General features: G+C 67.7%; 16 protein-coding genes. 6 read left to right on the top strand and 10 right to left on the bottom strand.

Annotation, left to right across the window (positions count from 1 at the left end):
• Window positions 1-3: 3 nt before the first annotated feature.
• From ACFVVK_RS13570 to ACFVVK_RS13560, 3 genes are all read right to left on the bottom strand, one after another.
• Window positions 4-1,701, bottom strand: a complete 1,698-nt coding sequence (locus ACFVVK_RS13570; protein ID WP_390267610.1) for a DUF4192 family protein — start codon at window positions 1,699-1,701, stop codon at window positions 4-6.
• A gap of 120 nt (window positions 1,702-1,821) precedes the next feature.
• On the bottom strand, window positions 1,822-3,153 hold the full coding sequence (locus tag ACFVVK_RS13565; protein WP_390267607.1) for a nitrate/nitrite transporter: 1,332 nt from the start codon (window positions 3,151-3,153) through the stop codon (window positions 1,822-1,824).
• A gap of 35 nt (window positions 3,154-3,188) precedes the next feature.
• A complete protein-coding gene (locus ACFVVK_RS13560; protein ID WP_390267604.1) occupies window positions 3,189-4,127 on the bottom strand; it encodes a proteasome assembly chaperone family protein in 939 nt (312 codons plus the stop codon).
• 455 nt (window positions 4,128-4,582) lie between these two features.
• On the opposite strand from ACFVVK_RS13560, the gene ACFVVK_RS13555 reads away from it, so the two are divergent.
• From ACFVVK_RS13555 to ACFVVK_RS13540, 4 genes are all read left to right on the top strand, one after another.
• Window positions 4,583-6,115: a leucyl aminopeptidase gene (locus ACFVVK_RS13555; RefSeq protein WP_390267601.1), complete on the top strand. Its 1,533-nt coding sequence runs from the start codon at window positions 4,583-4,585 to the stop codon at window positions 6,113-6,115.
• A 278-nt stretch (window positions 6,116-6,393) separates the two neighbouring features.
• Window positions 6,394-7,779, top strand: coding sequence for a dihydrolipoyl dehydrogenase (lpdA, locus tag ACFVVK_RS13550; protein ID WP_390267598.1), 1,386 nt, complete (start codon window positions 6,394-6,396; stop codon window positions 7,777-7,779).
• A gap of 126 nt (window positions 7,780-7,905) precedes the next feature.
• A complete protein-coding gene (gene sucB / locus ACFVVK_RS13545) occupies window positions 7,906-9,648 on the top strand; it encodes a 2-oxoglutarate dehydrogenase, E2 component, dihydrolipoamide succinyltransferase (protein WP_390267595.1) in 1,743 nt (580 codons plus the stop codon).
• A gap of 158 nt (window positions 9,649-9,806) precedes the next feature.
• Complete coding sequence (locus tag ACFVVK_RS13540; RefSeq protein WP_390267592.1) at window positions 9,807-10,157, top strand: hypothetical protein; 351 nt, start codon at window positions 9,807-9,809, stop codon at window positions 10,155-10,157.
• A 278-nt stretch (window positions 10,158-10,435) separates the two neighbouring features.
• Here the strand turns inward: ACFVVK_RS13540 and ACFVVK_RS13535 are convergent, their stop codons facing one another.
• Window positions 10,436-10,819 (bottom strand): VOC family protein, encoded by a 384-nt coding sequence (locus tag ACFVVK_RS13535; RefSeq protein ID WP_390267589.1) that lies wholly within the window; start codon window positions 10,817-10,819, stop codon window positions 10,436-10,438.
• A 147-nt stretch (window positions 10,820-10,966) separates the two neighbouring features.
• Here ACFVVK_RS13535 and ACFVVK_RS13530 point away from each other — a divergent pair, with 147 nt between their 5' ends.
• Entirely contained in the window at window positions 10,967-11,395 is a 429-nt protein-coding gene (locus ACFVVK_RS13530; RefSeq protein ID WP_390267586.1) for an OsmC family protein, read from the top strand.
• Between the two features lie 142 nt (window positions 11,396-11,537).
• Here ACFVVK_RS13530 and ACFVVK_RS13525 read toward each other — a convergent pair whose 3' ends face one another.
• Window positions 11,538-15,113, bottom strand: a complete 3,576-nt coding sequence (locus ACFVVK_RS13525; RefSeq protein ID WP_390267583.1) for a S41 family peptidase — start codon at window positions 15,111-15,113, stop codon at window positions 11,538-11,540.
• Between the two features lie 74 nt (window positions 15,114-15,187).
• On the opposite strand from ACFVVK_RS13525, the gene ACFVVK_RS13520 reads away from it, so the two are divergent.
• Window positions 15,188-16,081, top strand: a complete 894-nt coding sequence (locus ACFVVK_RS13520) for a TIGR01777 family oxidoreductase (protein ID WP_390267580.1) — start codon at window positions 15,188-15,190, stop codon at window positions 16,079-16,081.
• Between the two features lie 65 nt (window positions 16,082-16,146).
• Here the strand turns inward: ACFVVK_RS13520 and ACFVVK_RS13515 are convergent, their stop codons facing one another.
• The 5 genes from ACFVVK_RS13515 to ACFVVK_RS13495 form a co-directional block, all read right to left on the bottom strand.
• Window positions 16,147-17,493 carry a dipeptidase gene (locus ACFVVK_RS13515; protein WP_390267577.1) on the bottom strand — a complete coding sequence of 449 codons (1,347 nt, stop codon included), beginning with the start codon at window positions 17,491-17,493 and terminating at the stop codon, window positions 16,147-16,149.
• 3 nt (window positions 17,494-17,496) lie between these two features.
• Window positions 17,497-17,943, bottom strand: a complete 447-nt coding sequence (locus ACFVVK_RS13510; protein WP_390267574.1) for a hypothetical protein — start codon at window positions 17,941-17,943, stop codon at window positions 17,497-17,499.
• The gene (locus ACFVVK_RS13505) at window positions 17,940-19,379 is read right to left on the bottom strand and encodes an APC family permease (protein ID WP_390267571.1); all 1,440 of its coding nucleotides are present in this window, start codon (window positions 19,377-19,379) and stop codon (window positions 17,940-17,942) included. Before ACFVVK_RS13505 ends, ACFVVK_RS13510 begins: the two co-directional genes overlap by 4 nt.
• Before the next feature lie 192 nt (window positions 19,380-19,571).
• Complete coding sequence (locus ACFVVK_RS13500; RefSeq protein WP_390267568.1) at window positions 19,572-20,858, bottom strand: APC family permease; 1,287 nt, start codon at window positions 20,856-20,858, stop codon at window positions 19,572-19,574.
• A gap of 78 nt (window positions 20,859-20,936) precedes the next feature.
• Entirely contained in the window at window positions 20,937-22,664 is a 1,728-nt protein-coding gene (locus ACFVVK_RS13495; protein ID WP_390267565.1) for a serine/threonine protein kinase, read from the bottom strand.
• Between the last annotated feature and the right edge of the window lie 104 nt (window positions 22,665-22,768).

Raw genomic sequence — 22,768 nt, 5'->3', positions numbered from 1 at the left:
CTATCAGGCCGCGTCGGGCGCAAACTTCTGCCAGGCCGCCTCCCGCCTGGCCGCCCAGCCGCACAAGGTTCCCCGTCCGCCGAGTTCAGCCAGCAATTCGGCCAGCCTGTAATCCGGGCGCTCCCGCAAGGCCTGCCGGTACAGGGCGTCGGCGTAGGAACCGCGGCCGCGGCACCATTCGATCCAGCCTCTGGCCGTCACCGCGGCAGCTGTGGGCTCGCCACCGCCGAGGCGGCCCAGCAACTCCATAACCCGTTCGAGTCCATCCATGAGGGCCCAGTCCGGGACCGGCGGCGCCAGGCCCAGCAGGACCTCCCCGTAGCCGGGAACGGCGTCATCGCCAGGAGTGCCGCCGCCGGCCGGGCGCCGGTCAGCGGGCCGGCGATCAGCGGGCTCCTTGTTGGCGGACACTTTGTTGGCGGGCTCCTTGTTGGCGGCCTCTTTGCTGGCGGGCACTTTGCTAGCGGCCTCTTTGCTGGCGGGCTCCTTGTTGGCGGCCTCTTTGCTAACGGGCTCCTTGTTGGCGGCCTCTTTGTTAATGTCCTCTTTGTTGGTGTGCGGGCCGGGCGCCGGCATGAGTATGGGGCTGGGTGTCGGACCGGACAGGTGCGAAGACGCGGTGCTGGGCTGCAAACCGGGCGCGGGCGGGATGTCGAACATGCCAAAGTCCTCCGCGCCGCGTTCAGCCGCATGCCGACCGGCTGCCGCCATTACGAGCACAGCGTCCCGCCATGAGGGGATGCAAAGGCTGGCGCGCAAGTAGCCGGTCAGTTCCGCCGACAGCTCGAGCGGCCAGCCCAGGATCTGGGAATCGGCGGTTCCGGCCTCGGGTGTCTTGGCCAAGGACTCAGAATCGGCCGCGCTGCTGTTCCCCGCTCCAGTTTTCGGGACAGCTTGGTTCATGACCATCGTCCACACATCGAGCACCTGCGCGAATTGTGCCCGGTCCCGTCGCCGCGGTGAGAATTGCTCGGCCCAGCCGGACTCGGCCGCACGAATCGCCGGGTCCACAGCCGGTGGCTGTGTCTTCTCCCCGTCCGCGCCGGGGGCGGCCCCGACACTGCTGCCGCGGAAGACCATCTCGGCGTTGAGTCTGCTGTTCCGGATCTCCTCAACCGGCCGCCCGGCCGGGCCGCAGCATTCCGGATCGACGCAGTGTGCGTTGCGCCAGAACTCGGTTCCCACAATCCACGCGTCCTTCAGGGGCATTCCGGCCGCTTCCAAGGCAAGTTCGAGCTCTGCGAGCAAGTCCGCCCACACTGTGCGGTCGTCGTCGCCGTTGGCGACCAGGCCGGAGCTGGCGCCCCTGTCGACGCCGGTGCCCCGGTCCACGCCAGCGCTCGTGTCGACACCAGTGCCCGCGTCGATTCCGGTGGCGGTGCCGGTGAAGAAGGCCAGCAATGCGCCGTCGGCTGCGTCGTCCGCTTCCAGGTAGGACACGACGTTCCGGGCGAATCCGGCCAGCCCATCCTTTCTGGCGGGGCCGGTCCGCCGTTTGGCGCCGCGGCCACCGCGCCCGCCGGCTGTGGCTGTACCCCCGCCGCCGAGGGCAGGGAGATCGACGCGCAGGGTGGCTCCGAGCCGTTTGCCTTGCAGGGTCATGGCCACGAGGCTGTGTTCAGGCCAATAGCCCAGGGAGTGCGGGATGAAGCCCAAGATGTCTTCGGGGCCGGTGATTCTCAGGTGATCGGGGGCTGTCATAGGGCCAGCTTGGCGCCATCCGTCTAGCCATGGCAGACCCGGATTGCGCTATGTGGATAACCATGTTGCCGGTGGCTCGGGCATGCGGCGGCCATGCCAGGCCTCACCAGGAGCCAGGGCTCAGGGTGTCCGGCGGCGTTCCGCGACGAGCCTCCGCTGCTTGGCGAGTGCCTCAAGCAGCGGCGGAACCGTGACTCCCTGAGCCGCCATCTGGCGCCGGACTTTCCGCCGGGTGGCGATGATGGCGCAGGCTCCCCCTACCAGCAGCAGGAACTGCACGCTGAGGGCAATGCGGAAGGGATCCAGGCCGTAGAGCTCGCCCTGGGAAAATCCGCTGGCGTGCAGGAGGTCAAGCACCAGCCCAATCAGATAGATGGACACCAGCGCGGCGATGAAGCCGCCCACGTTGACGATCCCGGTTGCCGTGCCGAGCCGGTGGGCGGGGTTAAAGGTTCGGGCGAAGTCGAAGCCGATCATCGAGCCGGGTCCGCCAATGGCCAGGATCACCACAAGTACTGCCAGCAGCCAGAGCGGGGCCCGTCCCGGCAGCAGCAGCACGGCTGCCCAGGCGGAACCGGTGCACGCAGAAATCAGGAGCACCATGGTGGAACGCCGCAACGGATGCCGGGCAACGAATCTGCCCATCAGGGGTCCGGCGGCAATGGCGGCAGCCACGTACAGCGACATCAGGGCGGAGACGCTTCCGCGGTCCAGCCCCTGAGCGGAAATGAGGAAGGGGTAGCCCCAGGTCATGGCAAAGACGGTGCCGCTGAACTGGACGGTGAAGTGGCTCCAGAGTCCCAGCCGGGTTCCGGGTTGCCGCCAGGCGTGGCCCAGCGAAATGCCGGTGGCACGCAGTCCCTGGGACCTCGCCGGGGCGGGGTGCCCGGGCGGGAGGTCCTGCAGCAAAAGCACCACCAGCACGACGGCGAGACCCGACATCGCGGCGAGCGTCAGGAAGGCGGAAGTCCAGCCTGCGGTGTGCAGGATCATCGCGAACGGCACCACGCTGAAGAGTTGGCCCAGCTGTCCGGACATGCCGGTCAGCTGCGTCAGCAGCGGCACGCGGCCCGGTGCAAACCAGATCGGAATGAGCCGGATTACTGAGATGAACGTCATGGCATCGCCGGCGCCCACCAGGACGCGGCCCAGGACACCACCGGGAATGTTGTCGGCAAACGCCAGCTGTAGCTGGCCGAGACCCATCAGGATGCCGCCGCCCGCGAGCATGGCGCGGGAGCCGAACCGGTCCACCAGGATGCCCACGGGAATCTGCAGCGCGGCGTAGACCAGCAGCTGCAGCACGGTGAAGAAGGAGATTTCGGCCGCGCTGGCGTGGAAACGCTCCGTGGCCTCCAGACCGACCACCCCGAAAGAGGTGCGCTGGCTGACAGCAACGAGATAAGCAAAGATCCCGATGATCCAAATCAGCCAAGCGCGGGGGGAAGTCACTACCCTATTATGCCCACCCTCGGGATAAATAGTATTTATTCTCCAGGTTCTTTACGGGCCAGATACGCCTCCACGGCGGCACCCAGGGCGTCGGCGTTAGGGAGTTCGTCGTTCTCGTCGGCCAGCAGCGACCGCCGGACCGTCCCTTCGGCCTTTTCGTCGTACCGGCTCTCCAGCCGCGCCACCACCTGCTGGACCTCCTCAGAAGCCTCAATCTGCTCGGCGATCTGTCGAACCACATCGCGGCCGGCTTCGCGCAGGCGGTCGGTCGGCAGCATGAGGGAGGTCGCCGCGCCCAGGTATTCGAGTCCCGCGACGGCGGCCGTGGGATATTCGGCCTCGGCCAGGTAATGCGGGACGTGGATGACATAGCCGGCGACGTTCCGGCCTGCAGCGGTCAGCCGCAGCTCCAGGATGTGGCCCACCGCAGCCGGAACCTCGACCGTGGGCTTCCAGACGGAAATCCCCTCGATCAGTTCCGGCCGGTTGCCGTGCACGGTCACACCGACCGGGCGAGTGTGCGGCACAGGCATCGGGATCGAATGGATCCAGGTGACGAGGTTGACGTCGAGTTCGTCCACGATGCCGGCGACGGCGCGAGCGAAGCGCTCCCATTGCAGGTCAGGTTCGAAACCGGCCAGTAGCAGGAACGGGCTGCCCAGCCCGTCGACCAGCCGGTACAGCGCCAGGCTGGGCGCCTGGTAGTCCTGCAAATGGTCCTCGACAAAGCTGACCTGCGGGCGCCGGGACCTGTAGTCGATCAGCTGGTCGGCGTCGAACTCCGCGATCATCTCGGCGGCGGGCGTGTCCAGCAGTTCAGCGGTGATCTGCCGGACCACATGGCCGGCGTCGGCAAAACCTGTGAACCCCATGACGAGGTTGAGTCCACGCAGTTCGGGGCTGGAGAACAGCGCGTCATCCCGGATATAGAGCGACTGGGGGTCCAGCAGAGAGCCGGGAATCCGTTCAATCACGGCGTGTTCCTTTCACGATGGCGGCGGCAGGAGTTGCGGCGCGCGGTCCCCCGTCCGGACGGTCACGCCAATTCGGACGGTCAGGCAAATTCCGGAGACCGGGCAGTCGCCCACTCAGGCAGATCCAGTCGGCCGATCCCTCGAGGTACTCACCGCGCTGCAACGCCGCTAACAGTACAACGCACCGGCGTCCGGGCTAATTCCTGCCGCGGCTGTGCTCCAGCTCTCATTCAATTGAATTTCCGCACCGCAGAGAGACTACGATCGGAACTGGCCTTCGGGCTAACTCGCAGACACCCGGTGGCGTCCCAGAACGACGGCGACCCGGGATCCGCGGCAGGGCGCCGAACATGCAGCTCCTGCCAACAATCACCGAGAACCATCACAGAGAATTGAGGACTGCCCTCGTGGTCAAGAATAGTGAAGTCAAACTTAGTGCAGTCGCAGGGGTTCTGATGAAGTCCCCGAGCGATGCCCTCGTCATCGGCGTGGGGCAGGGGCCAGACGGGCCAGTACTGCTCGACAACCCGCTGACGGCCAAGGCTGCGGAAGCCCTGGCGGATTCACTGAGCGTTCTTGGCATTACCGGGGCAGCAGACCAGGCACACCGCCTCCCGGGACTGTCCGAAGTAGGCGCCTCGGTCCTGGTGCTCGCCGGCGTCGGCAAGCTGCCCTCGGCCAAGGTCGCTACGAACACGCTGCCTGGGAACCCCGGCAACAAGGTGCCCGCGAAGCAGACGCTCAGCGAAGAAGCGCTGCGCCGCGCCGCCGGGTCGGCAGTCCGCCAGCTGGCCGGGCTGACCAACGTCACGCTGGCGCTTCCGACGGCCACCCTGGCCGACGTCGCCGCCGTCGCTGAAGGCGCCGTCCTCGGCGCCTACTCCTTCACCGAACACCGCTCCTCCAACGACGGGCGGAAGGATCCGGTCAAGAACGTCGCGATCCACACCGACCTCCCCGCCAACCAGGCCCTGCAGGCTGTCCTCGACCGTGCCGCCCTGATCGGAACGGCGGTCAACGCGACCCGCACGCTGGTGAACCAGCCGCCGAGCCACCTCTACCCCGAGTCCTTCGCCGACGCCGCCAAAGAACTTTCCAAGGGCCTGCCGGTCAAGGTGACGGTCTGGGACGAGAAGCGCCTCGAGAAGGAAGGTTTCGGCGGCATCCTCGGCGTCGGCAAGGGCTCGACCCGCCAGCCGCGCCTTGTGAAAGTGGAGTACTCCCCGGCCAAAGCCAAGGCCAAGATCGCCCTCGTGGGCAAGGGCATCACCTTCGACACCGGCGGCATCTCCATTAAGCCGGCCCTGGGCATGGGCGACATGAAGAGCGACATGGCCGGCGCCGCCGTCGTTCTTAACACCGTGCTGGCCCTCGCGGGGCTGAGCCTGCCCGTCAAGGCGACGGCGTGGCTGTGCATTGCCGAGAACATGCCCTCCGGCGCGGCCCAGCGCCCCGCTGATGTCCTGACGATGTTCGGCGGCAAGACCGTTGAGGTCCTTAACACCGACGCCGAGGGGCGCCTGGTCATGGCCGACGGCCTCGTCGCCGCGAGCCAGGAGTTCCCCGACGCCATCATCGACGTCGCCACCCTCACCGGCGCGCAACTGATCGCCCTGGGTGACCGCACGGCCGGCGTCATGGGCACCGACTCCGTCACCGGTGCCATCAAGGCTGCCGCGGACCGTGCCGGCGAGCTCGTCTGGCCCATGCCGCTGCCCGAAGAACTGCGGCCCAGCCTCGACTCGCAGGTGGCGGACATCGCCAACATCGGCGAACGCCACGGCGGGATGATGACCGCTGCCGTGTTCCTGCGGGAGTTCGTCGGCAAGGCCAAGGACGGCGAGCAGATCCCGTGGGCGCACATCGACATCGCCGGGCCCTCCTTCAACAACGGCAGCCCTTACGGCTACAACCACAAGCAGGGCACGGGCTGCACGGTCCGCACACTGGTGGCCTACGCCGAAGACCTCGTGGCGGCATCCGCATAGCAGTTGCGCCCGTTAAGTACCCACGCGGCTTTGCGGCCGCTGAGCTGACGCCTCGGCCACAAAGCCGCGTGACACTGGACACAAGCGCTCCACAAACACCACGACAAGGTGGAGCATGTATTAGTGGTTCGCTAAGGTAAACCTTGTTTCAAGGAAGTAGACCCAAGAAGTAGTTCCAAACGAAAGGGAACCGTCCGGCCGGGACGATCACGGCAGGCAAGTTCCACGACCAGATGACGCGTACTCTCGTGTCATCGTTCACGCGAGGGAGCGTTTAAGTGGCCGATCAGGCAACTGCGCAAGAATTCGACATCCTGGTACTCGGCGGCGGCAGCGGCGGCTACGCCACCGCTCTGCGTGCTGTTCAGCTCGGCCTCACCGTCGGCCTCATCGAAAAGGGAAAGCTCGGGGGCACCTGCCTGCACAACGGCTGTATCCCCACCAAGGCCCTCCTGCACTCGGCAGAGCTGGCCGACCACGCCCGCGACTCCGCGAAGTACGGCGTCAATGTCACCCTCGACAGCATCGACATCACTGCTGTCAACGCCTACAAAGACGGCATCATTGCCGGCAAGTTCAAGGGCCTGCAGGGCCTGATCAAGGGCAAGAAGGGCATCACCGTCATTGAGGGTGAAGGCAAGCTCCAGGGCCCCGACACCGTCGTGGTGAACGGCACCGCGTACAAGGGCAAGAACATTGTCCTCGCGACCGGCTCCTACTCCCGCACGCTGCCCGGCCTGGAAATCGGCGGCAGGGTCATCACCTCCGACGAAGCGCTCACCATGGACTACATCCCCAAGAGCGCGATCATCCTGGGCGGCGGCGTGATCGGCGTCGAATTCGCTTCCGTGTGGAAGTCCTTTGGCGTTGACGTCACCATCGTTGAAGGCCTGCCCTCGCTCGTCCCGAACGAGGACACGACGATCGTCAAGAACTTCGAGCGCGCCTTCAAGAAGCGCGGCATCAAGTTCTCCACCGGCGTGTTCTTCCAAGGCGTCGAGCAGAACGACGACGGCGTCAAGGTCACCCTCGTCGACGGCAAGACCTTCGAGGCCGATCTCCTTCTCGTCGCCGTGGGCCGCGGCCCCGTCACGGCCAACCTTGGCTACGAAGAGGCCGGCCTGACGATCGACCGCGGCTTCGTGATCACCAACGAACGCCTGCACACCGGCGTCGGCAACGTCTACGCCGTCGGCGACATCGTCCCCGGCGTGCAGCTGGCCCACCGCGGCTACCAGCAGGGCATCTTCGTTGCCGAGGAAATCGCCGGCCTGAAGCCGGTAGTCGTCGAAGACGTCAACATCCCCAAGGTCACCTACTCCGAGCCGGAGATCGCGACCGTCGGCTACACCGAGAAGGCCGCCAAGGCCAAGTTCGGTGACGACCAGGTCGAAACCCAGGAATACAACCTCGCCGGCAACGGCAAGAGCTCCATCCTGGGTACCAGCGGCATCGTCAAGCTGGTCCGCCAGAAGGACGGCCCCGTCGTCGGCGTCCACATGATCGGCGCCCGGATGGGCGAGCAGATCGGCGAGGCCCAGCTGATCGTGAACTGGGAAGCCTACCCGGAGGACGTGGCCCAGCTGGTCCACGCCCACCCGACCCAGAACGAATCCCTGGGCGAGGCGCACCTGGCGCTGGCGGGCAAGCCCCTCCACGGCTAGCCGTTCCGCCCGCACCACCGCAAGAACACCGTGCTTAGTGCGCCCGGCCCAAAATGCCGGGTGCACTAAGCTCGAACAAGGCAGCAATCATCCGCACTAAAGATAAATAAGGAGAACGGGGACGACATGTCTGAATCCGTTAACTTGCCCGCCCTCGGTGAGAGCGTCACCGAAGGAACCGTCACCCGCTGGCTCAAGCAGGTAGGTGACCGGGTAGAGGTGGACGAGCCGCTGCTCGAAGTCTCCACCGACAAAGTGGACACCGAAATCCCCTCTCCGATTGCCGGCGTGATTGAGGAAATCCTCGTCGCCGAAGACGAGACCGCAGAAGTCGGCGCCCCGCTGGTCCGCATCGGCTCCGGCGATGGCGCCGCGGCCCCCGCGGAAGCCCCGGCCGCCGCCCCCGCCGAAGAGACCCCGGCCGCCGCGGAAGCACCGGCCCCCGAGGCCGAAGCTCCCGCCGCACCGGCCGAAGAGGCCCCAGCTGCTGAGGCACCGGCCGCAGCTCCTGCCGGCGAAGGACACGACGTCACGCTGCCGGCCCTCGGTGAAAGCGTCACCGAAGGCACCGTTACCCGCTGGCTGAAGAGCGTCGGCGACACCGTTGAGGTCGACGAGCCGCTGCTCGAGGTTTCCACCGACAAGGTTGACACCGAGATCCCGTCCCCGGTCGCCGGAACCCTTCTGGAAATCCGCGTCAACGAGGACGAGACCGCCGAGGTCGGCTCCGTCCTGGCCGTGATTGGCTCCGGTGCAGCAGCACCCGCCGAGGCAGCACCCGCCGCCGCCCCGGCCCCGGAAGCGCCCAAGCAGGAAGCACCGGCAGCAGCGCCCGCACCGGCTCCCGCAGCCTCCGCGCCCGCAGCAGCACCGGCACCGGCAGCAGCTCCGGCACCGGCACCGGCACCGGCGATGACGGAAGCTGCCGCACCGGCCGAGTCCGGCTACGTCACTCCCCTGGTCCGCAAGCTCGCCAACCAGCAGGGTGTCGACATCGCCTCCCTGACAGGCTCCGGCGTCGGCGGACGCATCCGCAAGCAGGATGTTTTGGCAGCTGCCGAGGCTAAGGCCGCACCGGCCGCTTCCGCTCCGGCAGCAACCGCGGCGGCTCCGGCTGCTTCGAATGGCTCGGCCGCGGCCACCTCACTGCGGGGCACGGTGCAGAAGGCCCCGCGGATCCGCCAGGTCATTGCCCGCCGCATGCGCGAATCCCTGGACATCTCCACGCAGCTGACCCAGGTTCACGAGGTCGACATGACCAAGGTGGCCAAGCTGCGCGCCAAGGCCAAGAACTCCTTCCAAGCCCAGAACGGCTCCAAGCTGACCTTCCTGCCCTTCATCGCCAAGGCTGTTGCCGAGGCCCTGAAGCAGCACCCGAAGGTCAACGCCTCCTACGACGAGGACAAGCAGGAGATCACCTACCACAACGCCGAGCACCTGGCGATTGCGGTGGACACCGACAAGGGCCTGCTGGTTCCGGTCATCGCCGATGCCGGCAACCTGAACCTCGCCGGCCTGGCGGGCAAGATCGCCGACGTCGCGGACCGTACCCGCAACGGCAAGATCGGCCCGGACGAGCTCTCCGGCGGAACGTTCAGCATCACCAACATCGGTTCCGTGGGCGCCCTCTTCGACACCCCGATCATCAACCAGCCGCAGGTGGCGATCCTCGGCACCGGCGCGATCGTCAAGCGCGCGGTGGTGGTCTCGGACGAAAACGGCGATGACTCGCTGGCCATCCGCTCCATGATGTACCTTTCCCTGACGTACGACCACCGCCTGGTGGACGGCGCCGACGCAGGCCGCTTCCTTCAGACGCTCAAGGCGCGCCTGGAAGAAGGCGCCTTCGAAGCCGACCTGGGACTCTAACCTCAGGGCCTCAAGGGTTCGAACGACAGCGACGGCGGTGCTTGGACCGGTGGTTAGCCACCAGTCCCGGCGCCGCCGTCGCTATTTTTGCTGTTCCACCCGGGCCCTGCCCGCGCGCCCTACTACAGCGCGTAGAAGACTCTGGCTACACTGATGCCATGAACATCCTCTTTAACGTCATGGTCTTCCTGCACATCATCGGCGCCGCCATGATCGTCGGCATCTGGATCGGCCAGATGAAGAAGCCCACCGTCCACCCCCGCCAGTTCGACGGCGCGATGCTGCAGCTGATCACGGGCATCGTCATGATGGGACTGATCCCGGCCCTGGACATGAACGCCAACTACGCCAAGCTCGGCGTCAAGCTCGTCATCGCCCTCGTCGTCGGCGTCCTTGCCTTCATCGGCCGGCGTAAGTACAAGAAGGGCGAGCCGGTCAGCAACGGGCTCGCGCAAAGCGTCGGCGGCCTCGCGCTGCTGAACGTGGCGATCGCGACCCTCTGGCAGTAGTTTCTGAGGAACAGCGGCGGCGCCGTACCCCGGCCGGGGGTGCGGCGCCGCTGTCGTTATCAGGGCGCTGTCGTTATGGCGCCGCTGTCGGGATGGGGCGCTGTCGGGATGCGGCCCGGGGGCACTTTGACACGGACACGCCGCGGACAACGGACCCCAAGGGCGGAATCGTGTCCAAAGGCGCCCCGGACGGAGAACGGCCGTGTCCGGTACTCGGTCGATGCGGGGTTGATGCGAACGTCTGCTAAGTTTCCGGCGCCGCCATGCTAAGCGGTTTGTCAGTCGCCGGCGATGCAGAATTCGTTGCCCTCGGGGTCGTGCATCACGTCCCAATGAAAGTCGCCAATGTCATGACCCTCTACAAACTGGGCACCGAGGGACTCGGCGTGCGCGCGCAGCGCCGCAGGGTGGGACCCGTGGATGTCCAGGTGCAGGCGTCGGCGGCCTTCCGTGGGCTCCGCAACCTGCTGGAAGGCCAACTGAGGGGCCCCGGGACCGGCGGGCCGGAGCCAGACGAACTGTTCGAAGCGCGACGAGACCGCCGTACCCAGCAGTGCGGCCCAGAACTGGGCCAGGCGTTCGGCGTCGACGGCGTTGACCATGATGGTGGCGATGCGCGCCGACGGCGCCGCAGGCGCCTGCGCAGCTTCAGTAATTTCCATGACGACACTGTACGGACGACTCCGCCAGGGGCCACAATCCTCTGACAGCGGAACCCCCGTGCGGCGGCCGCGCTGAATCCCTAGGATGGATCACGGCAGGATCCGGCGTCCCGTCGGATCGCTAATTCACAACGACGAGGAGTGGACATGGCAGCAACACGCACCGCACACACTGTATGGAATGGCGACCTGATGACGGGTTCCGGCAACACCACGCTGGACAGTTCCGGGCTGGGCAACTTCGACGTCACCTGGAAGGCGCGCTCCGAGGCCGCCGAAGGCAAGACCAGCCCCGAAGAGCTCATCGCGGCAGCGCACTCCGCCTGCTTCTCCATGGCTTTCAGCCTCGCCGTCAAGGAGGCAGGCCACACCCCTGAGGAAGTCAACACCAAGGCGGATGTCACCTTCGTGCCCGGTACGGGCATCACGGACAGCCACCTGACCGTCAGCGCGAGGATCCCGGGAATCACGGAAGATGAATTCCAGCGCATCGCGGAGGAGGCCAAGGTGGGCTGCCCGGTCTCGGCCGCCCTGACCGGCATCAAGATCACCCTCGACGCCAGCCTGGCGTCCTAGCTCCGCCTGCAGTTCAGGGGCCCGCAGTACAGGGGCCCGCAGTAAATCGAAGGCCCCCACTCTCCTGGAATCTCCAGGAGGGCGGGGGCCTTTCGTTATGGGTCCTTCGACAAGGGGTCCTCCGCCGTCGCGCGCGGGACCCCTACGCCCGGCCGGCCTGCTGCCGAGCCGGCAGCGGGGCGGGGCGGACCCTGCGGTAGCCCTCCCGCAGCGGCGGACGGTCCGTCGGCAGTTCCTGGATCATTTCCTTCAAGGCTCCGATTCCGTATTCCAGCTGCGGGTCGGTGCCGGCGGCGTACGCGTGCGGCGGGAACGTTACCTCGATGTCCGGGGTGACCCCAAAGTTCTCCACACCCCAGCCAACGCCGCCGCCGAACCAGGTCGCGTAGCGCGGCTGGGTCACGCCCGTACCGTCAGCCAGCGCAAAGCGGTTGTCGATCCCGACGACGCCGCCCCACGTGCGGGTGCCGATGACCGGACCGATCCCCCGCAACTTGGAAACCTGGGTGATGATGTCGCCGTCGGAACCGGCGAACTCGTCCGTAAGGATAATCACCGGGCCCCGGGGAGCGTGGTGCGGGTAGGTCCGCGGCTTTTCCCCGCGCGGCATGCTCCAGCCGGTGACCTTCCGTCCGATGAGTTCGGCCACGAGCTGGGAGGTGTGGCCGCCGCGGTTGCGCCGGACGTCGACGATCAGACCGTCCAGGGCCGTTTCGGTGTCGAGGTCGCGGTGGAGCTGGGCCCAGCCGTTGGCCATCATGTCCGGGATGTGGAGGTAGCCGAACGTTCCGTTCGAGGCCTCACGCACCGTCCGACGGTTGCCTGTGACCCAGTCCTGGTACCTCAGGCGTTCCTCGTCCTTGGCCGGGACCACGGCCACGCGGCGCTGCGCCCCTGCGGCCGGGCCATGGCCGGCCCCGTTGCGCAGCGTGAGTTCGACGGCACGGCCGGCCGCGCCAACAAGCTGCATCGCCGGGGTCAGGGCTTCCGTGAGTTCCACGCCGTCAATTGCCAGCAGGACGTCGCCGGGCTTGGCGTCGGCGCCGGGCCGGGTCAGCGGCGACGTCGCCAGCGGGTCGGAAGACTCCCCCGCCAGGATGCGGGTGATCTCCCAGCCCTCACCGGTGAATTCGAGATCCGCGCCGAGGCGACCCTGGGGGCTGCTGCCGTTCTCGGAGACAGCCACCGGCCGGACATAGGCGTGCGAGGTACCCAGCTCGCCGTGCAGCTCCCAGAGCAGGTCCACGAGGTCGTCATGGGAGCCGAGCCGGTCAACCACCGGGCGGTAGCGGGCGTGGACCGAGTCCCAATCCTGGCCGGCCATGTCCTCAGTCCAGAAGAAGTCCCGCTGGAGACGCCAGGCCTCGTCGAACGCCTGGCCCCACACACTCAGCGGGTCAAGCTGAACCCGCACCCGGCCGAGGTCCACCTTGACCAGCTGGCCGGACTCCTCGTCGGCCTTGGCACCGGCGGGCGCCACCCGGATCTGCTTGTCCTGGATGAACACGACCTTTTCTCCGTCGCCGGAGATCCGGTAGCTGTCCAAGGACTCCACGATGGTGGAAGTCCGGCGCTTGGCGAGGTCGTAGCGGACCAGCCTTGGCGGCGCGGTCTTGTCCTCGAGGGTGGCCCGGCCTTCGCCGGTGGTGCCTGCGAGCTCGCTGTCCAGCCACAGCAGGGCGCCGGAAGTGGCGGTCAGCGACGAGTAGTTGCCTTGCGGTACGGGGACGACGATGACGCGGTGGGCCAGGCCCTCGGCGTCCACCCGCACGGCAGGCACAGGGTCTGCGGACGACGGCGCTGCCGCCGCGCCGCTCCTTGCTGCGGCACTGTCTCCTGCCGCGGTGCCGGGTTCGGCTTCTTCGTGAAGATCCACGCTCGGGCCGAACGGGGACGGGGTGTCCGCTGCGAGGGCCACGAGGTACGGCTTGATCGGGCTCGGGAAGGACAGATCGAAGGAGTGGCCGTCGTAGACCGGATCGAAACTGCGGTTGGAGAGGAAGGCGAGGTACTTGCCGTCCGGGGTGAACGAAGGCGAGTCGTCACGGAACCGGCCGTCGGTGACCTCTATGATCTCCGTGCCGGCGCCGCCGTCGACCCGGCTGATCCGCAGCCGGCTCCGGGAGCCGAAGGACGTGACCGGCTCGGACCAGCCGAGCCAGGCGGAGTCCGGGGACCAGCTGAAACCTTCAATGCTGCCCTCGCCGATGCTGCTGAGCAGGGACATGGTGCCGGTGCGGGTATCGGCGACGTAGATGTCGCCGAAGGAGGTGCCGACGGCGAGCCAGCGCCCGTCGGGGCTGGCTTCGATCGCGCTGGCCCGGCTGGGCTTCGGGAAGGCGATCCGGGTGACCGTGCCGGACGCCGGCGTTTCCTGCCCTGCGGTCTGGTGTGCGGGGGCGGATGCGGCGTCCGTGCCGGGAGCGACGGGCGCGGCGACCGGGGCGGACACGGAACTGACCGCAGCTGCTGCTCCCGCGCCGGTCAGGCTGGCGGCGGACACGGGCTTCGGCAGCGGAATGCCGGCGCCGGCCTCGTCCGAACCCGGGCCGGTTTGCGCTGCTGGCTGCGCGGAACTCTTCGCCGAAGCCTGCCCTGCTGTCAGCGCAGCCGGGGAGCCGCCGGGCAGCGGCCCCGCGATCGGCTTGAGGTACAGAGCCTCGACGCCGTCATGGTCCGCTACGTAGGCGATCCGGCCCTCGCCGAACGGCCGCGGCAGCCGCGCGCGGACACCGGGAGTGGCTTCGAGGACGCGGGAGGGGCCGTCCTTGTGCCGCAGCCAGTGGACCGTCCCGTGGGACTCGACGGCGCTGGACCCACCAGTGCGGTCCGGCACGACGTCGCCGAGGTGCCGGGAGGGCTTCAGCGGGGCGGGTCGGCGGCCTTGCGAGGCTGAACCGAGCGAAATGTCGAGCTTGACGGCGTCCGCGTCGAGGCCGGGCAGCAGCCAAAGTTCCCCGGCTGATTCGAAGATCACCCGTTCGCCGTCGGTGGCGGCGTGGCGGACATAGAAGTCCTCGTGGTCCGTGTGGCGCCGCAAATCACTGCCGTTGGGCAGCACGGAGTAAAGGTTTCCGTAACCCTCGTGGTCGGACAGGAACGCGATCCGGCCCTTGACCCACAGAGGGTCCGTGAGGTTGCCGTCCAGTCCGGCGGCGAGCCGCTCGAATTCACCGTTTCCGTCGGCGTCGATCCACAGCTTGCCCGCCGTTCCGCCGCGGTAGCGCTTCCACCAGGCAGGCTCCCGGGAAAGCACGCTCGCGAGCACCACGGGTCGTTCGTCACCGACGACCGGTCCGAACGCCACCGCTTCGACCGGGCCGAACGGGAGTTCCTGTGCCCAGCCGCCGGCAACCGGCAGGCTGTAGGCGTGGGTGTGCCGGCTATCAGACTGGCGGAACGCGCTGGTGACCAGGACGTCGCCGTCGGGGGTGAAGCCCTTGACCCGGGTGGAGCTGTGCCCAAAGTAGCTCAGCTGCCGGTACCCGCCGCCGTCGACGTCGGCTGTGACGACCTCCGGGGCTGTCCCCTGGACCACCGTCCAGACCAGGCGCTTGCCGTCGGGGGTGAAGCGGGGGTTGCGGGCCGGCAGTTGCAGGGAGGAGACGCGCCAGGCGCGGCCCCCGCCCACGGGTGCAATCCAGACGTCGTCCTCGGCCACGAAGGTGACCAGATCGCCGTGGACATGCGGAAAGCGGAAGTAACTCGAGGGGGTCATCGTTCGATCATAGCTACAACGGCCCTTGCCACCCGGGAGGTTTCGTGGCCGTGCCGGGCATGGTGAGATGGATCATGCGAATCCTCATTGCCGGGGCCTCCGGGCTGATCGGAACTGCCCTGTCCAGCGCGCTGCGCAGCGAAGGGCACGACGTCGTGGCCCTGGTCCGGCGTCCGCCCGCCTCGGCGGCCGAGTTCCGGTGGGATCCGGCGGCCGGCCGGATTGACGACGCTGCCCTGAAGGGCGCGGACGCGGTGGTCAACCTCTCCGGCGCCGGCATCGGCGACCGGCCATGGACCCGTGCCCGTGTCAACGAACTCCGCAGCTCCCGGCTGGGGGCGACCCGGACCCTGGCGGCGGCGATGGCGCGCGCCGACGTGCCGCCTGCGGTCTTCCTGAGCCAGTCGGGCTCCAACTACTACGGCAACGCCGGCCATGAGCTCCTTCGGGAAAACGCGCCCGCCGGCACCGGGACCCTGGCCCGGATCTGCGCCGACTGGGAAGCCGCTGCGCATGAGGCTCCTGCCGGGGTCCGCGTGGTCACGCCCCGGACCGGCGTCGTCCTGAGCCGCTCCGGCGGGGCGCTGGGCCGGCTGCTGCCGCTGCTGCGCCTGGGCGTCGGCGGCCCGCTGGGCAACGGCCGGCAATACTGGCCCTGGGTCACCTTGCCGGACGTCGCCGCCGCCTTTTCCTTCCTGCTCTCGAGTTCTCTGTCCGGTCCGGTAAACCTCTGTGCGCCCGAAACCGCAGACGTGAACTCCCTGATCGCTGAGCTGGCCCGCGCGCTGCACCGGCCCGCGGCGCTGCGGGTCCCCGCACCGGTGCTGCGGCTGGTGATGGGCCAGCTGGCCGATGAGCTGCTCCTCGGGAGCCAGCGGCTGGAGCCGGCGGTCCTGCTTGACAACGGCTACACCTGGCGGCATCCGTCACTCGCCGGGGCCGCGGCGTGGGTGGCGGCCCGGGACTGACCGAAAGATGATAAGGACCAGCCGGACGCACTTAACCGGGCTGGTGGCCCCGCCGCGGGGTAAACCTAGCCGCGCAGGGCGGCGTAGCGCTGGAGGAACAGGGCCAAGGACTCTGCGAGCGCGCTGATCTCGCTCGGATGGACGCTCTCGTTCGGTGCATGGATAAGCGCGGCGGGTTCCTCGACCCCGAGGAGGATGATCTCCGCCTCCGGATACGTGTCGGCGAAGACGTTGCAGAGCGGGATGGATCCGCCCTGCCCGAGAGTGACCATCGGCCGACCATAGGCCGTGTGCATCGAGGCACCCATCGCTTCAAAGGCGGGCCCGCCGGCTGCCGCCTGGAACGGGGATCCCATGGCCTCCAGGTCCACTGTGACGTGGACTCCCCAGGGAGCGGCCGCCCGGAGATGGTCAGCCAACGCCGTGTGGGCGTCTTCGGCGGCCACACCTGGCGGGATACGCAGGTTGAGCCGCGCGGCAGCGCGCGGCACGATCGCCGCCGTCGAGCCGGTCACCCGTGGGCAGTCAACGCCCAGCACAGTGACAGCGGGCCGCGCCCAGATCATGTCGGACACACTGCCGTCGCCGAGCAACATGACTCCGTCCAGGAGGCCGGCATCCGAGCGGAACTGTTCGGGCGGATAGGCTGCGCCGGTCCAGGTCTGCGTGTTGTCCAGTCCGGTGACGGTGGTGTTGCCTTGCTTGTCCCGCAGTGATGCCAGCATCAAGATCAGCGCGGCGAGCGCGTCCGGGGCTGCGCCGCCGAACATGCCGGAGTGGAGTTCGGATGCCATGGCCTCCACCTTCACCACGACGTTGACCATCCCGCGGAGGGTGACGGTCGCCGCGGGGACGCCCACCGCGGCGTTGCCGGTGTCGCAGACCAGGATTGTGTCGGCGCGAAGCAGCTCCGGCTGGGCGGCCACGAACGCCTCCAGGCCGCCGGTGCCCTGTTCCTCCGAGCCCTCGACCACGAGCTTCAGGTTCACCGGCACGTCGGTGCCGAGTGCCCTCAGCGCCAGCAATTGGGCCAGGATGTTGCCCTTGCAGTCGGCGGCGCCCCGTCCGTACCAGCGGCCGTCCGCCTCGGTGAGTTCGAAGGGCCGGGTGCGCCATGCGGCATCATCGAGGGGCGGCTGAACGTCGTAGTGGGCATAAAGCAGAACCGTCGGCGCATCCGGACCTGGTCCGGGCCTCGAGCCGACCACCGCGTCAGAGCCATCCGGCGTCCGTTCGAGGCGGGCATCCGAAAATCCGAGCTCAGCAAACTTGCCGAGCACCCACTGCGCAGCCTTGGCGCACTCCTCGGGGGGAAACTGCCGCGGGTCCGCCACCGAGCGGATGGCCACGAACTCGGCGAGCTCCCCCCGCGCCGGACGCATCAGCTCGGCGATGCGGGAGTGAAGGTCCACGCCTTAAGCACCGCCCGCGCTGTAGGTCTTGAGGTCGTCGACGAACTGCTGGAACTCGGGCAGCTTGTCCGGGCAATAGACCTTGATGATCTGGAGTTCACCTTGGGCGATCCGGCTGGTCGCGATCACCGGCCGCATCCCGGGCCCGGTGGCCCCGTTCGAGAGCTGGCTTAGGAACGTGGCGTGGCTCAGCGCGGCGTTCGGGTTCGCGCAGACAGCACCGCCGTCGTCGCCGAGAACCCTGGCTATCTGCTCGCGCGAGGGGGCCGTCCCCCCGGCCGCATTGATCTCCGCGATCAGCTGGTCTGCCTTCGCCAGGGACTGCTGCGTCTCCCTCGCATGCCGGAACATCGCCAGCGCTGCCACCGCGAAGAGCACGAGCAGAACCACGGAGACGACATAAATGACTGTGCGGCTGCGCCTGGTGGAGGACTCCGTGTGCGTGCTCATGACTCCTGCGCCTCCCGTGCCTCTTGGTCGGGCAGCTTCCAGGAGGGCTTGCGCATCTTGTAGAAAATGAAGGGCACCAGCAGGCCGAGCCCCAGGGCGCCGCCGGCCACGATCAGGACGTAGACCAGTGGATCGCCGTTCCCGAATTGCGACGGCGGGACGAAACCGACGAGCAGGGCCGCCAGCGATGCTGCGAACCCGACGCCGCAGAGGGCGACCAGCATCGGCGCCCGGTAGCCGCGCGGGTGATCCGGATCGTTGCGGCGCAGCCGGACCGCGGCCACGAACATCAGCAGGTACATAATCAGGTAAACCTGCGTGGTGATCACCGAGAAGATCCAGTAAGTGCTCGAGACATCCGGGATCAGCGCGTAACCAAGCGCGATCACCGTGGTGACGAGCCCCTGGACGACCAGGAGGTTCTGCTGGACGCCGTTCTTGTTCAGCTTCTGCAGGAACGGCGGGAGGTAGCCTTCCTCCCGCGAGATCAGCAACAGGCCCTTGGACGGGCCTGCCAGCCAGGTCAGCATGCCACCGAGGGACGCGGCGACCAGCATGATGCCGAGGATTGGCGTCAGCCCCTGCAGGTTGAACGAGGCCAGCACCGCGTCGAAGGCCTGCATGACGCCTGCGGTGAGGGAAAGCTCTTCGGCCGGGACGATCCAGCTGATGGCCAGCGCCGGCAGGATGAAGATGAGCAGCACCAGGCCCATCGCCAGGAAGATCGACTTCGGGAACTCCCTGGCCGGATCCTTCAGCGAGGAGACGTGCACGGCGTTCATCTCCATGCCGCTGTAGGACAGGAAGTTGTTCACGATCAGCACCAGACTGGCCAGCCCGGCCCATTCGGGGAAGAAGTTCGCCGCGGTCATAGGGGCGGCCGACGGGTTACCCTGGCCGAGGAAGACGGCGCCCAGGAGGACGAGCAAGGTGCCCGGGATCAGGGTCCCGATGATCAGGCCGCCGCTGGCCAGACCCGCCACCCCCTTCGTACCGCGGGAGGAGACGTACACGCCGGCCCAATAGAAGACCACGATCACCAGCGCCGTCCACACGCCGCTGCTGGCCAGTGCCGGGTTGAAGACGTAGGCGAGGGTGCTCGCAACGAACCCCAGCAGGGTCGGATAGTAGAAGATCGTCATCGCGAACTGGCACCACACGGCCAGAAAACCCATCGGCTTGGAGACGCCCGTCGCGACCCAGTTGTAGATGCCGCCCTTCCACCCGGAGGCCAGCTCAGCGGCGACGAGGGACGTGGGAAGAAGGAAGACAATGGCAGGAACGAGGTACAGGAAGACCGCAGCCAGGCCGTATACGGCCATGGTGGGGGCCGCCCGCAGGCTGGCCACCGAACTGGTGGTCATCAGCGCCAGGGCCACCCAGGAGATCCACACTGCGGGGGGCGCCTTTGGGCGGGTCAATGCCTGTTCACTCATGGCAGCCACACTCGGGGCACCCGTTGGTCCTCACCACAGGCCAGGCGGTGTTCGACCGTCTGGGGCGAGGAGACGACGATGTCAACATTCCCACTGCCCCCTATCGCACAGAGTGCTCGGTGCTTTTAGCATGGACCCCTTAATTCGCCGGGAATAGGTTCTATCTCCTCTATTCCCGAGGTGCCCAGGATGCTAAATTCGGCGGCTCAGGGCGCGTTTCCAGAGCAAATCGACAATGACGGCCAGTGCGAGGATGAGCACCAGCGCGGCGGCCGTAGCTGGTTCGTTGACGAGCGTGGTGGTGCAGAACACGACGAACGTTCCCAGAGTGGCGATCAGGGCGATGATGAGCACGAAAAGCTTGGCGCCGGTCTCCCGGTACACCTTGAAATGGGCCAGGGTGACTGTGGAGAAAACGAGCAGGGCCACGGCGCTTCCGAGCGACGCGATGCTGTTCAGGTTGAAGGTCAGCACCATGACTGCTGCAAGACCGGCCATCACCAGCAATCCGACCGGCACCTGCCGGCGGCCCACGGACCGGCCGAACACCGGCGGAAACTGCCCCACCGAGGCCAGATGCCGGGTCATCCCCACCGACGGATAGAGGCTGGCGTTCACGGCCCCGGACGTGGAGAACAGTGCGGTGATGACCATCAGCACGTAGCCGAGCTGGCCCAGCGTGGGCTTGGCGGCCTCGGCGAGCGCCGTGGGGCCATATTCGACGACCTTCTCGGCGGTGAGGGTGCCGAAGACTCCCAGCGAGACGGCGACGTACACCGCGGTGGCGATCGCGAGTGCCAGGTACATGGCGCGGGGCAGTTGGGCCGACGGGTCAGGCAGATCCTTCGCGGTGAAGGTGATGACGCCGAACCCGAGAAAAGCGAAGAACGTCAACGCCACGCTGGCGATGATCTCGCGGACGCCGGGGTAGCCGGAGGGGTCCAGGAGCGAGGGATTCCAGTTCGCGATCGTGACGACCGCGAAGAGGGACAGGATGGCAAGCACCACTTTCACGATGAGCGACTGGACTTTGGTGACCGCTGTGGAGCCGATCGCATTCAGGACTGTCATGACCGCGATGAGGGCGACCGCGAACGCCTTGGCCCAGCCTGGGTCGCGGCCGGTCAGGACCGCGCTAGCATAACCGCCGAAGGACGACGCCACCATGGCCGCGACGATCGCGCCGGTCACATAGAACAGCCACGAAACGATGCCCGTGACGTGCCCCTCTCCGAATCCTCTGGCCAAATAGGCGAGCATGCCGCCGGCCGAGGGGTAGGTGGCGCCGAGCTTCGCAAACGAGTAACCCTGAAGGCCGGCGATGGCACCGGCGACGAGGAAGGACACCCACACGGCAGAGCCGGCGACCGCGCCGGCGGCCCCCAGCAGCGCGAAGATACCAGCGCCCACCATCGAGCCCACACCGATGAAGGCCGCTTGCATTATGGTCATCTGCTTCTTCGGAACTGTGGTCGACATGGCGCATCTCCCGTCCTCGGGCCCTCACAAGCAGCGGCCTCGCACGGAGGTTACCACCGGGCCCCGGACTGCGGAACCCTAGCCTGCAACGGGTTTCGGAGGCAGAACGTCCTGGATCCGCCAGCGCCCGTCGACCGGCACCAGGACAAGCTGAAGCTGCTGGGCGGCAGCAGGGGCAACCTCCTCCACCACCTTCCCGTGCGCATCGAGCACCTGGTACCCGGAGGACACCGCGGTAATGGCCACCACGGCACGGGCCGGGCTGCTGTCCGGCGTGGCCTCGATCCGGGTCAAGGACGTCGAGAACCCGGTCAGGACATGGCCGGCCCCGCTGAGCTGCGTCCTGATCAGCCCGTCCGCAGCCGCGGCGGCCGACGCCGGGGCGTTGACTGCGTCGAGCAGGCTGAAGTCTCCGGAACTGAGCGCCAGCGAGCGGAGGCGGGCGAGACCGCGAACGGCCTCCGCAGGGTCCGCCGAGGCCAGCAGCGCATCCAGATCCGGACGTACAGCGCCTGCCGCGTCCTCGGCGGCGGCCAAAGGCGTCTCGGCTTCCGGCTCACCTGGGGGGCCGGCCGGTGCGACGTCGGCGATGGCAGGTTCTGTTTCTCCGTTCACACCTTGATCCGTACTGCGGTGCGCGCTCTGGCCCGGAAACAGGACGGAGCCGGATACGAGTCCGCCGCCAGCCAGCAGGACCACACCCAGCAGAACAGCCGCGAGAGTCGGCCGGGGGCTACGTCGTGCGGACGCTTTTCGGGTTCCGGCCTTCCGGTTTCCGGCCGTTCCGTTCCCGGTTTTTCGAGATCGGCGGTGCAGTCCGGCCGCCCGCCAGAGACGCCTGGCTCGGCCCGGGCGCTGACCGGTCTGCACGGTCCGCCGGGTGAGCAACTCAGGAAGGACTGTGGGATGTACGGAGACGGACAGGTCCACCGGTTCCGCCTGGGCACTCCGATAGACCAGCGCGGCAAACTCTGCCGCCGCCGGACGCTGGCGCTCGCCGCTCAACCCTGCTTCGAGGGCGGCGGCCAACGCGGCCGGAACCTCCGGGGCCAGCAGCCGCAGGGGCGGACGTTCCGCTCCTGGTTCTGGAGCCCGGCCGGTCAGGCAGTACCAGCCCAGCGCAGCGAGGGAGTAAATGTCCCGTTCCGGTTGAAGCCCGGCGCGCAGCACGTCTGCCGGGACCGGATCCTGGAAACCTCCGGTGCCGGCCGCCGCCAGCGAGGAGGGGTCCGCAACCATCCGTGCAACACCGAGATCAGCCAGCAAGGGTTTGCCGGAGGCGGTGAATAGAACGTTGCCGGGTGCCAGGTCGCCGTGGGTGAACCCCTGGTTGTGCAGGTACGCCAGAGCCTGGGCAATCGGGGTCAAGACTGTCACCGTTTCTCCCGGGCCCAACTGCCCGCGGGCCGCGACGAGCGACGCCAGCGAGCCGCCGGGCGCATAGTCCAACGCCACCCCAAGGCCGCCGTCGTCGCTACCGCCACCGGCGCGCCGCTGCAGACGGACCACCGCGTGCGCGCGGATCAGATGATCGTGTTCCAGGGCGGACAGGATCCGGACCTCGCGCCGCAAAGCCGCTTCGGCGTCCGCTTCCGTGCCTCCCGGCGGGGTACCGTCCGCCGGCGTGGCGCCGCCCCTCTCGAAGCATTTGAGCGCGAAGTCGCGGCGGGTGGACTGTTCGGTCACGAGCCAGACCGAGGCGCTGCCGCCACGGCCCAGGCAGCGGCCGACGTCGTAACCGTCAACCACCGGGGCCGGGTCATCAACCACCGGGTCCGGGCCACCGGCCTGCAGGTAATCTCCCATCCCCTAGGAATAGCCGATCCTGCGGAACGCTGCAGAAGTTATCCACAGGCATGAGAGCTTAAGCACACAATCGGGAAGGACGGCGGGCGGGGTCTAAGCTTGAA

Source organism: Arthrobacter sp. NPDC058192, assembly GCF_042883665.1.
Taxonomy (GTDB): domain Bacteria; phylum Actinomycetota; class Actinomycetes; order Actinomycetales; family Micrococcaceae; genus Arthrobacter.
Note: the sequence above shows the minus strand (reverse complement) of the source record. Positions and strands in the feature narration are given on the sequence as shown.